Source organism: Aerococcus mictus (assembly GCF_003286595.3).
Taxonomy (GTDB): Bacteria; Bacillota; Bacilli; order Lactobacillales; family Aerococcaceae; genus Aerococcus; species Aerococcus mictus.
This window is the reverse complement of sequence record NZ_CP132985.1, coordinates 1,464,472-1,478,877: the sequence shown is the minus strand read 5'-3', so window position 1 is coordinate 1,478,877 and position 14,406 is coordinate 1,464,472. Positions and strand designations below refer to the sequence as shown.

Sequence of the window (14,406 nt, the reverse complement as noted above, 5' to 3'; positions counted from 1 at the left end):
AATGGAAAACTCTAAACAAGTAACTTCAGTAGATAATAAATTATTAAGGCAATTATACTGGCGTTCTTTCTCATTATATGCGGCAGTTACACCGGCTAAGCAAGGAGCCTCAGGCTTTTCTTATGCAATGCAACCATTCTTAGAAAACTTTTACCAAGATGATGAGGAAAGAAGAAAAGCAATGGTGCGTCACATGGCTTACTTCAATACGAATTTGGCTATGTATCCTTTTATTTTAGGTGTTACGGCGTCGATGGAGAAAGAAAATGCTGAAAAAGCAGATTTTAATGATGAATCGATAAATGCTATAAAAACAAGTTTGATGGGGCCCTTAGCTGGTATAGGTGATTCCTTATTCTGGGGCGTATTAAGAACCATTGCGGCAGGTATTGCAGTCAGTTTAGCAATGGCTGGCAATATTTTTGCTCCTATTGTATTCTTGTTAATTTTTAATATACCTGTCCAATTAGTGAGATGGTATGGCGGAAAACTAGGGTATACATTGGGGTCTTCACTGATCTCAAAACTTTACGAAAATGGGCTAATTAGTATTTTAACCAAAGCTGCAACGACCATGGGTTTAATGATGGTCGGTGCTATGACAAGTCAAATGGTAAAATTAGAAATTACCTGGGATATGACCATGAATGGCGAAACGATTCTAAAAACCCAAGAAATGCTAGATCAAATCTTCGTTGGAATACTTCCTTTATCGATTACTCTGATTTGTTTCTATTTACTAAAAGTTAAAAATAAATCTGTTAATCTAATTATTTTTGGAATCATCCTATTGGGAATTGTACTGTCAGTCTTAGGTATTGCATAGAAAGTGAGGGAAACAAGTGAGCGAAAAAAATAATGAATGGTGGAAAAACGCTGTTTTATATGAAATATATCCCAAAAGCTTTAACGATAGCAATAATGATGGTATTGGTGATTTGAAGGGAATACAAGAAAAAATACCCTACTTATCTGATCTTGGGATTGATGCTATTTGGTTAGGACCAGTGTATTTGTCTCCCCATATCGATAATGGGTATGATGTAAGTGATTATTATCAAATTGATCCCAAATACGGGTCTAATGAGGACATGTATGATTTAATTGAAGCTGCTCATCAGTTCAATATAAAAATTATTATGGATTTTGTAGCTAATCATACTTCAGACCAAGCATACTGGTTTAAGGAAAGCTGTAAATCAGCTGATAACAAGTATAGTGACTTTTATATTTGGCAAGATGCTGGACCTAATCAAAGTTTACCCAATAATTGGGGGTCAAATTTCGGTGGCTCAGCGTGGACTTGGAATGAGAGTCGACAACAATATTATCTTCACTATTATGCTAAAGAAATGCCCGATTTAAATTGGGAAAATGAAGAAGTTAGACAGGCTATATACCAAGCGATGCAGTTCTGGATTGATAAGGGGATTGATGGTTGGCGTTTGGATGTCATTACATCAATATCTAAGGATTGGAATTTTCCTAATAATGCAGTTAATTATTCAACTTCAAATCAACAAAATGGTCCACGTATGCACGAATTCTTACGTGAACTAAATAGAATGATTTTAGCGCCTAATAAGATGATGAGTGTCGGTGAGGCCCCTGCAGCTAAGGCTAGTGATGCTACCCAATTAGTTGATCCAAAACGTCAAGAATTAGACATGGTATTTACTTTTCAACATATGCATATCGATAGAATAAAGGGAAATGTTAACGGACGGTGGGCAATAAAGCAGCCTGACTATGTTGAATTAAAAGAAATAATTTGTGATTGGCAAGATGCTCTCAGAAATAAGGGCTGGAACGCTTTGTATTTCAATAACCATGATCGAGCCAGAATTGTTTCTCGTTGGGGGAATGATAGCAAATATCGCTATGAATCAGCAACGGCCTTTGCCACTATATTACATGGCTTACAAGGTACGCCGTTTATATATCAAGGTGAAGAGATAGGCATGACAAATGCTGATTTTGGCTTAGAAGATTATGTGGATGTAGAGCTAAAAGGAAATTATGATTATTTTGTTAAAGAATTGCAGAGTATTTCAGAGTCAGACTTTTTAAAAGCTGCTCATAAGGTAAGTCGTGATCATGCTAGAACGCCTATGCAATGGAATAATGATACAAATGCTGGCTTTTCTATAGCTGATCCATGGTTTAAAGTCAATCCTGACTACAAACATATAAATGTAGCCGCTGACCGAAAATCTAAGAAGTCAATATTTAAATATTATAAAAAATTAATTCAATTAAGACACGAAGAAAATATATTACGTGACGGCGATTTTAATATGTTTATGATGGATGAACCTTATGTAATTCTTTATGAAAGAAAATTAGGTGACCAACATTGGATAGTGGCTGCTAATTTATCTGAAAATAAAAGAAGCATAGATAGGCAACTATTTGATTTAGATAGCTATGACTATGTCATTCATAATTATGAGAATCGTAAATTAGATTATGAATTATTTCCTTATGAAAGTTTCATTATTTCTTATAACATAGCAGAGGATGAATAAGTATTATATTGACTTCAAGCTTTTTAGACTTTTACTGTTAAATAAAATATTTTTGTTAAATACCTATGAGCAGTAGTGGCGCTTTGAAGTTGATCGTTAGCCATGACCAAGCAAGCGATGTGAAATATGGCTAGTAGGCGTTAGCCGTACTAGCCGTTTGAAGCTCGCTAGGCGAGAGATTTTAGCTCGAGCTGTTGCCATGGCTTTTTAACGACCAAATTCAAAAGCAGAACGTATGCTCAAATTTATTAAAAAAATTCCTTTAAGTGACGAGTCTTCGGACTCGTTTTTTATTGACAAAAATTTGCCCAGCTTCTTGCATTGGAGTACCATAGTGAGAAGAAAAAGAAAACAGGAGTCTATTTATGCGAGTTAAAGATGTGATATTAGAAAATAAGGGAAAAGAGATACTAGCTTTTTCCGCCAAGCTAATTGAAGCGGTCTTGGAGTTAATGGTTCCCTATGTTATGGCTGATTTGATCAATAAGGGGATTAATCCAGGAAATACGACCTATATTTGGCAAAGGGGCTTGCTTTTAGTGCTTTTGCCATTCTTAGGTTATTGTTTTGCCTTGGTCTGTCAGTGGTACGCTTCAGTCACTATGCAAACAGTAGGAACTCGGTTAAGGTCGGCACTCTTTGACCAAGTTAACCAGTTGACCTTAAGTCAGCTCAACCAAGTGGGGGCGGATTCATTAGTTACCCGGGTAACTAATGACACCAATAATATTCAAGAAGCAGTGGCCAGGGCCCTACGCCTAGCCTCGCGATCACCGGTAATTGTCATCGGGGCCATAATTATGGCTTATCTGATTAGCCCCCAACTGTCTCCTATTTTTATTATTGCTGGCCTTATTTTAGGCCTAGCTTTTACAGGGATTACCCTCAATTCAAACCGCCGTTATCAAGGCATCCAGCATGGCTTAGACCGCTTGAGCCAGGTGGTTCGTGAAAATCTTAATGGGATCCGGGTTATCCGGGCTTTTGTTAACCAGAAAAAGGAAATTCAACGCTTCCAGAAAGAAAATGACCATTTAGTTGACCAACAAATTCGAGTGGGCCAGGTCCAAGCTCTGGCGACACCAATTTCTTTATCGGTAGTTAATATCGCTATCGGACTGATCCTTTATTTTGGGGGACGTTTGGTGAACAATGCCTACCTCATGCAGGGGGAGATTATTGCTTTAACTTCCTATATGACCAGTATCTTCTTAGCCTTGAGTGTTTTAGTGCGCTTATTAGTGGTCTTAAGCCGAGGCTTTGCTTCTGCCCGCCGGATTGATGACTTTTTAGCCTTGCCGGTAGCCAGCGAAGAACAGTCTGACCTAGAGCCAAACAGCAAAAACGACCTGGTACAATCCACAGGGCCTTTAGAAATCACTTTTGATCAGGTGAATTTTTCTTACAGTGACCGGCCCCTCTTAAGTGACCTTAGCTTTCAAATTCATGCAGGCGAATTTATCGGTATTATCGGAGGTACTGCAGCGGGCAAAACTAGCTTGGTTAATTTGATCTTAGCCTTCAACCAAAAGCAGAGTGGGGACATCAAGATTAACGGTCAAGCCATTGAAGGTCTCTCCCTCAAAGGCTTACGCCAAGCCGTTGCCCTAGTTCCGCAAAAGGCAGTTCTCTTCAAGGGGAGCTTGCGAGATAACTTGAAGATGGACCAATCAACTATTTCTGATGCTGACTTGTGGCAGGCTTTAGAAGATGCTCAAGCGGCTGACTTCATCAAGCAGGCCCAGGGTCTAGATACTCCAGTTGACCAAGGCGGGATGAATTTTTCTGGGGGGCAGCGGCAAAGGCTAACCATTGCCCGAGCCCTGGCCCAATCCAGCCGGGCGATTATCTTAGATGATGCGGTATCGGCCTTAGACTTTGCGACTGAAGGGCGCTTACGGCAAGTGCTTCTGGAAAAAGAACAGACCCTCATTATGGTTTCCCAACGGATTTCCTCGATCTTACATGCCGATAAAATATTAGTTTTAGACCATGGGGGAATTAGTCGGCTTTGCTAGCCATGAAGAGCTCTTGGCGACTTGCCCAACTTACCAAAAAATATATGCCAGCCAATACCCAGATAGCCAAGGAAAGGGGGAAGCCTAGATGCCAGTTGAAACCAGTAAACGCTTAGTCCAATATATTAAAGCCTTCCCGGGTTATTTTGTGGGGATCTTAGTGGCTTCGACCCTGGCCGTACTTTTCCAAATTCTGATTCCGATTCAAATTGGTCGGGCAGTGAATTTATTAGTTGCGGCCGGGGCGGTTGATTTCTCCGCTTTGGGACGAGCGATCGGGCTGCTCATTCTCTTAGCTCTTTCAGCAGCCTTGGCCTCTTACCTACAGAATGACCTAGCCAGCCGCCTATCCTATCGTATCTCCCACCAATTACGGCAAGAGGTCTTCCTTAAAATTCAATCGCTGCCTTTGTCCTATCTGGACCAACATGCTTATGGGGATATTGTTAGCCGAGCTATTAACGATGTAGATTACCTCAGTAATGGTCTCTTACAAAGCTTCACTTCCCTCTTTTCCGGTCTGGCGACTATTGTAGGAATTATCATTATGATGCTGTCGCTTAATGCCAAGATTGGACTTATTGTTATTGTCCTAACACCAATATCAGTGCTTGTCTCCTCTTTAATTGCCAACCGGACCTACCGTTATTTTCAAGAACAAGTGGCCTTGCGTGGTGAATTAGGGGCCTACATGGATGAAATGGCCAATAACCAATACTTGGTAAAGAGTTTCACTTATGAAGAGCGGAGCCAAGAGCGTTTCGATGCCATCAACCTGCGTTTGCATAAGAGTGGGGTAATTTCTCAATTTTACGGGGCCTTGATTAATCCTACTGCTCGGCTTTTAAATGCCATGGTTTATGCGGCAGTAGGGCTTTACGGCGCCTTTGCGGTGGTCAATGGTCAGCTAAGTGTGGGGCTTTATTCCTCATTTCTTACCTATGCCAACCAATATACCCAACCCTTTAATGAAATTTCAGCCGTCATTAACGAAATGCAAACGGCTCTGGCGGCTGCTCAACGAATTTTTGACTTCCTAAACCAAGCTGATGCTGAGTCTGAAGGAGACCAAGTGACTCTCGACCATTGCCAGGGTCAAGTGACCATTCAAGACCTTTACTTTTCCTATGATCCTAAACGACCTTTGATTGAAGACTTTACTTGTCATGTCAAAGCAGGGGATACCGTAGCCATTGTGGGACCTACCGGAGCCGGGAAAACCACCTTAATTAACTTGTTGATGCGCTTCTATGAACCCGATGCTGGCCAGATCCTAATCGATGGCATTGATACCCAGGACATGTCTAGGGACCAGGTCCGCCAATTGTTTGGTATGGTTCTCCAAGATGCCTGGATATTCCAAGGGACGGTAGCTGAAAATATTGCTTATGGCAAGGCAGAGGCCAGTCAAGAAGAAATTATTCAAGCCGCTCAGGCGGCGAGTTTACACCGCTTAATTGAACAGATGCCTGAGGGCTATGACACTATTCTAGAAGAAGGCGGCGCCAATATTTCCACCGGGCAAAAGCAGCTGATTTGTATTGCCCGAATCCTCCTGACTGATCCTGATATGTTGATTCTCGATGAAGCGACCAGTTCGATCGATACCGTTACGGAACAAGCTGTCCAAGCGGCCTTCGATAAACTGATGCAAGGGCGGACCAGTTTTGTGGTTGCCCACCGGCTTTCAACCATTCAAGAAGCTGATACTATCTTAGTTCTTGACCAAGGCCAGGTGGTGGAACAAGGTCGCCATCAAGAATTACTGGAAAAACACGGCTTTTATTACAACTTATACAATAGCCAATTTGACCGTCAGGCTTAAGCTGGTCTGACTTTGGCTTATGGGCTCGCCGTGTTAAACTGGACCTAGATAGAGGGCTTAAGTGAAGGAGGAAAGACTGTGCAACTTTTTGTGGATGAATCGGGAATGATTACTACCGACCGTAAGAAAAATTCACGTTATTTTGTCATGGCCTTTGCGGAAACTGCAGACCAGAAGCAGGTTCGTAGCGTTTTTCGCCAGGCTAAGAAGGAATACCTAGACCAGCATCCAGAAAGCAATTTAGATATCCACCAAGAAATTAAGGGATCGATGATGCCTAATGGTATGAAGGCGGCGGTATTTGATGCCTTGACTAAAGAAACTGATCTGACCTTTCATTATTTAGTCATTGATAATTTTCAACTGTATGATAATTTGCTGCGGATCCCAGCTTTAACTTTTAACTATTTTATTGGTTTAGCGGTAGGGGCCATTGTTCATTCCCACCAAGACCGCCAAGAAAAACTTTACTTGATGATTGATAACCGCAACCAAGCTATCCAATCCTTGAACTCCTTAGAAGAATACTTGCAGATTAAATTTACCATTGAAAAGAGACGCCTAGCGGATGTTCAGGTGGAATACCAGGATTCCAAAGAGCGGGATATGATCCAAGTGGCGGATATATTTGCCAATACGGTCTTCCGCATTGCTCGTAATGAAGCCAATGGGGAAGTTGACCAAGTGAGTTTAGAGCTCTTGGACCATTGTCGAATTGGGGGACGGCGCTTCTTTCCCCTGGGTAAAAATAACCTCGACTTTATGAGTGAAGATTAAGCTGTTAAGGTTCGAATGCGAAAGGAAGGAAAGTATGAAAACCTTAGATGATTATGCCCAAATGATTGACCACACCAATTTGCACGCTGATGCCTCTAGCCAGGCAATCCAGGAACTCTGCCAGGAGGCCATCGACTATCACTTTCGTATGGTAGCTATTAATCCCCTCCAGGTGGAGACCTGCCGTAAGTATTTAAAAGATAGGGACGTTCATATCGGCGCAGCTATTGCTTTTCCTCTAGGCCAATTAACGAGTGAAGCTAAACGCTTAGAAGCTCAAATGGCCATTGAAGCCGGGGCTGATGAGATTGACTATGTGGTAAATTTGACGGCAGTCAAGGACCAAGACTGGGAACTGGTTAAGTCAGAAATGCATACTATGTCTGATCTCTGCCGTGACCATGAAGTGATTTCCAAGGTTATTTTTGAAAATTGCTATTTAAGTGATGATGAGATTAGGCAGTTGGCTCAAATCGCTAGGGAAGTAAAGATTGATTTTATTAAGACCTCAACCGGATTTGGCCCCTCAGGAGCCAAGCTGGCTGACGTCCGCCTCATGAAGGATCTAGTTGGTGACCAAGTCAAGGTCAAAGCAGCCGGCGGAATCCGCACGGCTGAAGACTTCTTAGCCATGGTTGAGGCAGGAGCTGAGCGTATTGGGACCAGTGCTGGAGTCGAAATTATTCAAGCCTTAAAAGAAAAGATGAATTAGCAAACTAAATAAGCCCTTACTACTAGGAAAATCTTCCTAATAGTAAGGGCTTTGTTTTGCTTTATAGCTAATATCAGTTAGACCGGATTAATCGTCATCCCAATCATCGTCGTCCCAGTAATCATCCCAGTCGTCATCGTCCCAATCATCGTCATCATCACTTGGATAATAGCGAACTGGTGGACTTTGGGGTTGACTTGGCTGGGGTGCAGGGCGGCTGGGCGCTTGATTTGGGGTGGCATTTTCAGGAACGGTTTGAAGTCGGTTCCTTGGTGTTGGTGCACTGTTTTCTTGACTATATTCAGCTGCTGCTTGCATACCTGCATTACCAGCTCCTACAACCAACACGTCACAATCTAACTCTTTAGCGATTTTCAAGTTAGCATCCATGTTAAATCCTCCCAATCTATTCGTATTCTTCATTATATTGTCTACAAAACTTATGATAATATAAAGTAAAATAAGAAAAAGATTCATAATTCTGAAAGTGTCTAATATTGAGACAAAAGCTGAATAATGTCTCATAGGGGCTGTGCACTACTTCAGCCGGCTTTTTGTGCTATTCTAAAGGCAGAGAAATGACCTAGTCGAGAGGAAAGGATGGGTATTTTGCGTTATCCCTTCAATGAAATTTGTAATTTTCGTGATATTGGTGGCTGTTATAAGGAGTCGGGCCAATGGCTTCCCCGAGGTAAGTTTTTCCGGTCTTCCATGCTCTTTGGCATTGATGAAGTTGACCTTAATCGGCTAAAAGACTTAAATGTTCAAGCCATTATTGATCTGCGGGCCCCTAAGGAAGCTGAAAAACAGCCTAATCCCTATCGAAATCTTCTCAAGGATTATCTAAATATTAACTTGAGTGGGAGCCAGGATGTCGGACGGTCAGCTCAATTAGCCAAAGAAAGTGATGATCCCTATTTTATGGCCATTCGCTATTTGGAATATTGTGATAATTACTCAGCCATTAAAGGGGTTTTTGACCAGTTATTGAGCAATAAGGCCAAGAATTGGGGGACGGTCATCCATTGCAGTGCTGGTAAGGACCGCACTGGAGTGATTACTTATTTGATTTATAAGGCGGCTGGACTCCCCTTAGTGGATATCGTTGCCGATTACCAAGTCTCCTATGCCTATATCAAGCATGACCCTAGAATTATTAAGGAAGGTCACGTTCAAAATGTGAACCGCTCCTATCCAGAAATTATGGAAAACTTTGACCGTAATTTTATGGCTAAATATACGTCCATTGAGAATTATTTCCGTCACTTAGGCTACCAAGGCCAGGAAATCGAAGCCATAAAGAATTTGCTGTATTGATTAAGAAAATTTAAGTCAGTCTAACCCTTATTTAGTCCTTGCTATTTGGCAAGGGCTTTTTTGTGACTAATTTTACTTTCAAGTGGTCTGGAAGATTATGTAAACAGTTGAAAGAAGAACCACTTTTTAAATTAAATATTGAAAATGCATTCATAAAAGTCTATGATTATAGGTGAAAGCGATTACAGCTGGAAAGGAGGGCAAAATGAAAAAGTTTACTGATAGCATTATTCCTTTAATTGAAGCATCTTATGAATCCTTATCTCCTGGTGAGAAAATCATTGGCGATTATTTTATCCAGGCTGATCCAGGCGAGGGGGATTTAGCGGTAGACCAACTGGGCAAGAAACTCCATGTTTCGGATTCCACCTTTACTCGCTTTGCAAAGAAATTAGGTTTCAAGGGCTATCGGGAATTTTTGTTTGAGTACCAGCAAATGCCTAGGCATCGGAGGATCGAGACTTCTAACAAACACACCATGCGGGTGCTTTCGGACTACAATGCCATCATCAATAAAAGCTATAACTTACTTGATGAAAATGATATTCATGACCTAGTGAATGCCTTAATTAATCAAGATCAGATCTATATCTATGGTATCGGCAGTTCTGGACTGGCCGCCCGTGAGTTTAGTCAGCGACTGATGCGACTAGGTTTTCCCTGCCAGGCTATTACTGACTACGATTTAATCCGCGTCCATAATGTGGTGGTTAATGCTAAATCTTGTGTGCTTGCTTTCTCAGTTTCAGGTCATACAGAGGTCATTAACCAAGCCCTCCATGCGGCCAAGCAAAATCAGGCCTATACTGTTCTATTTACGGCCCATAGCAATGCCAATAAGAATCAGGATTTAGATAATCTGATTAAAATTGCCAGTGTAAAAAACCTTAATTTTGGTAATCGTATTTCTCCCCAATTGCCCCTGATTGTCATGTGTGACGTAATTTATGACTATTTAATGGAGAAAGACCGCTTCAAACGCCAAGAAAAATTCCAACAAAGTTTAAAATCCTTAAATGTAAATCCTGATCGTAATAATTTATATATTAAATAAAAAAGGAGATTGATAGCAAATGAATAAAGCAGAATTTATCGACCAAGTCTCTGGCGGCTTAATTGTTTCTTGCCAAGCCCTACCAGGTGAACCACTCTATACGGAAGAAGGAGGGATTATGCCCCTAATGGCCAAGGCCGCTCAAGAGGCTGGGGCGGTTGGCTTACGGGCTAATTCAGTCAGAGATATTAAGCAAATCCAGGAAGTTGTTGACCTTCCTATCATTGGAATTATCAAGAAAGATTACCCACCTGAAGAACCCTTCATCACCGCTACCATGGATGAAATTGATCAGCTAGTTGAAACGGGCTGTGAAGTGATCGCCCTGGACCTGACTGACCGCAAACGCCATGATGGGCTCACGGTCAATGAATTTATCCACCAAATTAAGGAGAAATACCCAGACCAATTATTTATGGCCGATATTTCAACCTTTGAAGAGGGTCTCAATGCTCACCAAGAGGGGATTGACTTTGTTGGAACGACTTTAGCGGGTTATACCGACTATAGTGAAAATATTGATGGACCCAATTATGACTTGATTAGCCAACTGGTTGAAGCCGGTTGTGATGTGATTGCTGAAGGTAAGATTCACTATCCCAGTCAAGCTAAGAAGATCCAAGACCTGGGCGCTAAAGGCATTGTTGTTGGTGGAGCGATTACCCGGCCTAAGGAAATTGCCCAACGTTTTATCCAGGCTTTGGATGAATAATAAGGAGGTACAGTCATGTTTGAAAAATTCTCTAAATTAGGTCAGGCCTTTATGCTGCCGATTGCAATCCTGCCGGTAGCGGGGCTCTTACTGGGCCTGGGTAGTGCCTTATCTAATGATGCCGCTCTGGCTCAATTTCCCTTTTTAGCTAATGATTTTATTCAAGCGGTCTTTACCGTGATGACCATGGCGGGGAATGCCGTCTTTGCTAACTTACCGTTGATTTTCTCCATTGGAATCGCGGTGGGGCTGTCGGAAGCTGACCACGGGACAGCTGGCTTATCCGCTGGGGTGGCCTTCCTTGTCTATACAGCCACCATCAGTGCCTGGCTACAACTCTTCTCAGAACCTGATGCAACGATTGATACCGGGGTGCTGGGCGCCTTGTTAATTGGTTTAACCGTGACCTACTTACATAACCGTTATCGTAAGATTGAACTTCCCCAATTCTTAGGTTTCTTTGGGGGCAACCGTTTTATCCCTATTGTTTCGGCGATAGCAGCCATTTTCCTAGGATCGATCATTTATGTGATCTGGCCACCGATTCAAGAAGCCATGGTGGGCTTAGGTGAACAGATCGCAGCCATGGGAAGTATTGGTTCCTTCTTCTATGGTTTCTTCCTCCGTCTAACCGGTGCGGTGGGTCTCCACCATACCATTTACCCACTTTTCTGGTATACCTCACTGGGTGGGGTAGAGACGGTAGCTGGTCAAACTATTGAGGGCGCCCAAAATATTTACTTTGCCCAATTAGCCGACCCTAACTTTACTGGTCTCTATACTTATGGAACGCGCTTTTTTGCGGGACGTTTCGCGACCATGATGTTCGGTTTACCAGCAGCAACCCTCGCTATGTATCATTCTATCCCTAAGGAAAATCGACCAGCCAATGCAGGTTTTTATTTCTCGAGTGGGCTAACTTCTTTCTTAACCGGGATTACTGAACCGATTGAGTTTTCTTTTCTCTTTGCGGCTCCCTGGTTATATGTGATCCACGCCTTCCTTGATGGGGTGTCCTTCTATATTGCTGATATCCTCCAAATTCGGATTGGTAATACTTTCTCAGGAGGACTGATTGACTTTCTGCTCTTTGGTCCCTTCCAAGGCAATAGTCAAACCAACTGGATTCGGGTGATTCCAGTAGGGATTATCTGGGCGATTCTCTACTATATCGTCTTTAGATTCTGTATTAAGAAGTTCCATGTGACGATTCCTGGGATGGAAATGACGGATGACCAAGCGAAGAGTAAACAAACTTCTTCCAGCCATTCATCAGGCTCTCTTCATGACAAGGCCCTGACCATTATTGAGGGCTTAGGTGGGCCGGAAAATATTGACCATGTGACCGCATGTGCTACCCGCTTACGGGTGTCGGTCAAAGAAAATGCCAAAGTCAATAAAGACACCCTCAAAAGCTTAGGAGCTACTGGTGTCCTCGATGTCAAGAACGGTATCCAAGCCATTTACGGGGGTAAGTCGAATATTTATAGTGCTGAAATCAATGAAATTTTAGCTGATTCCAATTTTTCTCAAGCAACTGAAGCCATGAGTCTCTTTACACCAGTGGCAGGCACCCTTTATAATTTAAGTGAAGTGAATGACCCAGTCTTTAGCCAAGGAACGATGGGGCAAGGATTAGCCATTCGCCCTGAAAGCGACCAAGTAATTTCTCCCGTCAATGGGGTTGTAACCAGCCTATTTGAAACGGGCCATGCTATTGGTTTAACCAGTGAGGAGGGCATGGAAGTGCTCATTCATATTGGTTTAGATACCGTGGAATTGAAGGGTCAAGGCTTTACTCCAAAAGTCAAACAAGGCGATAAAGTAAGTATTGGTGACCATCTGATCACTTTTGACCGCCAAGCCATTGAATCTGCTGGCTATGATGCCTCGGTAATTCTTGTGGTAACCAATACGAGTGACTATGACCAAATTGAAACGGTGGCTAGTGGGAAAGTGGGTCCTGGAGACGAGATTATCCGCTTGCATAAGTAGCTCACTTCTTGGGGATTGGTGTGAAGAATTAGGTTTCCATTTCAAAGGAAAAGAATATTGAAAGGGTGTTAGTGATGAAATATATCAAGGCAAAGGCCATCTTATTAGCTGACCACAAGGAAGAGGAGGCCTATTTAATAGTTAATGATGATGGGACTTTTGGTCAGGTGGTTAAGGCGGTTCCCAATCAGGCAGAAGTGATTGATTATAGTGATAATATCCTAGCTCCTGGTTTAGTGGATACCCATATCCATGGCTTCCACGGTTACGATGTTATGGACAAAGACCCAGAAGGCATTGAGGCGATTTCTAAGGGGCTCTTGTCCTGTGGGGTGACCTCTTGGCTACCAACCACCTTAACTGATACCAGTGAGAACTTAACCACAGCCTGCCAAGTCGTCGCTCAAAGTAAAGACCAAGTCTCCGGGGCTAAAATTCGCGGGATATTCTTTGAAGGCCCCTTCTTCACCGAAGAACATAAGGGCGCCCAAAATGAGAACTATATGTCCGACCCTGATATCGAAAAAGTTAAAACCTGGTTAGAGGCTTCTGAGGGACTCCTTAATAAATTAGCCTTGGCGCCAGAAAGGGAAGGCGTTGTAGACTTCATCCCCCAAGCTGAGGCCTTAGGAGTTCATATTTCTCTCGGACACTCCAATGCGACTTACGATCAAGCCCAAGCAGCTGTTGAAGCCGGTGCCCACTTAATTAACCATACCTATAATGGCATGAGTGGGCTCCACCATCGTGAACCCGGTTTAGTAGGAGCAGCACTGACTCTAGATAACTTATATACCGAATTAATCTGTGACGGTTTCCACGTCAAACCTGGGGCTATTAATGTCGTTTTAAAGGCTCGGAAAAAGGGTGAAGTGGTTCTAATTACAGACTGTATGCGGGCAGGCGGTATGCCAGAAGGCCCCTCTATGTTAGGTGAACTTCCGGTTATTGTTAAAGACGGGGCCGCTCGCTTAGTTAACGGTGGTAACTTAGCAGGTTCTATCCTTACCCTAGCTAAGGCCGTGGAAAATTTGGTGGCCTGGAACTTGGTTTCCTTAGAAGAAGCCGTCCAAATGGCTTCCTATAATCCTGCCAAGTCAGTCGGGATTGAAGACCAATGTGGTCAAATCAAAGCAGGGCTAGACGCGGACTTCATCGTTCTCAATGACCAAGGGCAATTACAAGCCACTTATCTCAATGGGAAAAAAGTTTATTAATCATAGTGAATTAAAGAGGCTAGGGCGAAAGCTTTTAGTCTCTTTTTAATCGAATAAAAGTTAGTGACGTGGATGATCCTTACACTCTTTTTTTAGCTAGGCTTATCGTTTTTATAGGTCTAGCTTTTTTTGCAACTAATGTTTAAAAGATAAAGAAGCAATTGCTTGGCCTTTGATCGCTTTTAACTAAGGGCCTATACAAAAATTGTATTGGAAATCGAATTTTTCATGAAAATAATTTACCCCCTTGA

12 protein-coding genes are annotated in these 14,406 nt (G+C 42.5%); 11 read left to right on the top strand and 1 reads right to left on the bottom strand.

Translation table 11 applies throughout. The annotated features are described in order from the left end of the window. The first annotated feature begins 1 nt into the window (after window position 1). From DBT49_RS06790 to deoC, 6 genes are all read left to right on the top strand, one after another. On the top strand, window positions 2-826 hold the full coding sequence (locus DBT49_RS06790) for a PTS system mannose/fructose/sorbose family transporter subunit IID (protein WP_070560518.1): 825 nt from the start codon (window positions 2-4) through the stop codon (window positions 824-826). Window positions 827-842: 16 nt separating this feature from the next. Further along, window positions 843-2,528 (top strand): glycoside hydrolase family 13 protein, encoded by a 1,686-nt coding sequence (locus DBT49_RS06785; RefSeq protein WP_070560519.1) that lies wholly within the window; start codon window positions 843-845, stop codon window positions 2,526-2,528. A gap of 365 nt (window positions 2,529-2,893) precedes the next feature. Beyond that, window positions 2,894-4,546: an ABC transporter ATP-binding protein gene (locus DBT49_RS06780; protein WP_224786525.1), complete on the top strand. Its 1,653-nt coding sequence runs from the start codon at window positions 2,894-2,896 to the stop codon at window positions 4,544-4,546. An 88-nt stretch (window positions 4,547-4,634) separates the two neighbouring features. Continuing rightward, on the top strand, window positions 4,635-6,371 hold the full coding sequence (locus tag DBT49_RS06775) for an ABC transporter ATP-binding protein (protein WP_070560521.1): 1,737 nt from the start codon (window positions 4,635-4,637) through the stop codon (window positions 6,369-6,371). Between the two features lie 78 nt (window positions 6,372-6,449). Continuing rightward, window positions 6,450-7,148 (top strand): DUF3800 domain-containing protein, encoded by a 699-nt coding sequence (locus tag DBT49_RS06770; protein WP_070560523.1) that lies wholly within the window; start codon window positions 6,450-6,452, stop codon window positions 7,146-7,148. A 34-nt stretch (window positions 7,149-7,182) separates the two neighbouring features. Then, window positions 7,183-7,860 (top strand): deoxyribose-phosphate aldolase, encoded by a 678-nt coding sequence (gene deoC, locus DBT49_RS06765; RefSeq protein ID WP_070560524.1) that lies wholly within the window; start codon window positions 7,183-7,185, stop codon window positions 7,858-7,860. 87 nt (window positions 7,861-7,947) lie between these two features. On the opposite strand, the gene DBT49_RS06760 is transcribed toward deoC, so the two are convergent. Beyond that, on the bottom strand, window positions 7,948-8,250 hold the full coding sequence (locus tag DBT49_RS06760) for a hypothetical protein (protein ID WP_070560525.1): 303 nt from the start codon (window positions 8,248-8,250) through the stop codon (window positions 7,948-7,950). A gap of 210 nt (window positions 8,251-8,460) precedes the next feature. Between DBT49_RS06760 and DBT49_RS06755 the strand changes: the two genes are divergently transcribed. From DBT49_RS06755 to nagA, 5 genes are all read left to right on the top strand, one after another. Then, window positions 8,461-9,177: a tyrosine-protein phosphatase gene (locus DBT49_RS06755; protein WP_070560526.1), complete on the top strand. Its 717-nt coding sequence runs from the start codon at window positions 8,461-8,463 to the stop codon at window positions 9,175-9,177. Window positions 9,178-9,382: 205 nt separating this feature from the next. Then, complete coding sequence (locus DBT49_RS06750; RefSeq protein ID WP_070560528.1) at window positions 9,383-10,231, top strand: MurR/RpiR family transcriptional regulator; 849 nt, start codon at window positions 9,383-9,385, stop codon at window positions 10,229-10,231. 19 nt (window positions 10,232-10,250) lie between these two features. Then, on the top strand, window positions 10,251-10,943 hold the full coding sequence (locus DBT49_RS06745) for an N-acetylmannosamine-6-phosphate 2-epimerase (protein WP_064292773.1): 693 nt from the start codon (window positions 10,251-10,253) through the stop codon (window positions 10,941-10,943). A 15-nt stretch (window positions 10,944-10,958) separates the two neighbouring features. Next, window positions 10,959-12,938, top strand: coding sequence for a PTS transporter subunit IIABC (locus DBT49_RS06740; RefSeq protein WP_070560531.1), 1,980 nt, complete (start codon window positions 10,959-10,961; stop codon window positions 12,936-12,938). Window positions 12,939-13,009: 71 nt separating this feature from the next. Further along, window positions 13,010-14,155 carry an N-acetylglucosamine-6-phosphate deacetylase gene (gene nagA / locus DBT49_RS06735; RefSeq protein ID WP_371653021.1) on the top strand — a complete coding sequence of 382 codons (1,146 nt, stop codon included), beginning with the start codon at window positions 13,010-13,012 and terminating at the stop codon, window positions 14,153-14,155. Window positions 14,156-14,406: the final 251 nt, after the last annotated feature.

Excerpts from the sequence above, each read along its gene's own strand:
- DBT49_RS06790 (WP_070560518.1), top strand. The coding sequence starts at position 2 with ATGGAAAACTCTAAACAAGTAACTTCAGTAGATAATAAATTATTAAGG.
- DBT49_RS06780 (WP_224786525.1), top strand. The coding sequence starts at position 2,894 with ATGCGAGTTAAAGATGTGATATTAGAAAATAAGGGAAAAGAGATACTA.
- DBT49_RS06775 (WP_070560521.1), top strand. The coding sequence starts at position 4,635 with ATGCCAGTTGAAACCAGTAAACGCTTAGTCCAATATATTAAAGCCTTC.
- deoC (WP_070560524.1), top strand. The coding sequence starts at position 7,183 with ATGAAAACCTTAGATGATTATGCCCAAATGATTGACCACACCAATTTG.
- DBT49_RS06760 (WP_070560525.1), bottom strand. The coding sequence starts at position 8,250 with ATGGATGCTAACTTGAAAATCGCTAAAGAGTTAGATTGTGACGTGTTG.
- DBT49_RS06755 (WP_070560526.1), top strand. The coding sequence starts at position 8,461 with ATGGGTATTTTGCGTTATCCCTTCAATGAAATTTGTAATTTTCGTGAT.
- DBT49_RS06750 (WP_070560528.1), top strand. The coding sequence starts at position 9,383 with ATGAAAAAGTTTACTGATAGCATTATTCCTTTAATTGAAGCATCTTAT.
- DBT49_RS06745 (WP_064292773.1), top strand. The coding sequence starts at position 10,251 with ATGAATAAAGCAGAATTTATCGACCAAGTCTCTGGCGGCTTAATTGTT.
- DBT49_RS06740 (WP_070560531.1), top strand. The coding sequence starts at position 10,959 with ATGTTTGAAAAATTCTCTAAATTAGGTCAGGCCTTTATGCTGCCGATT.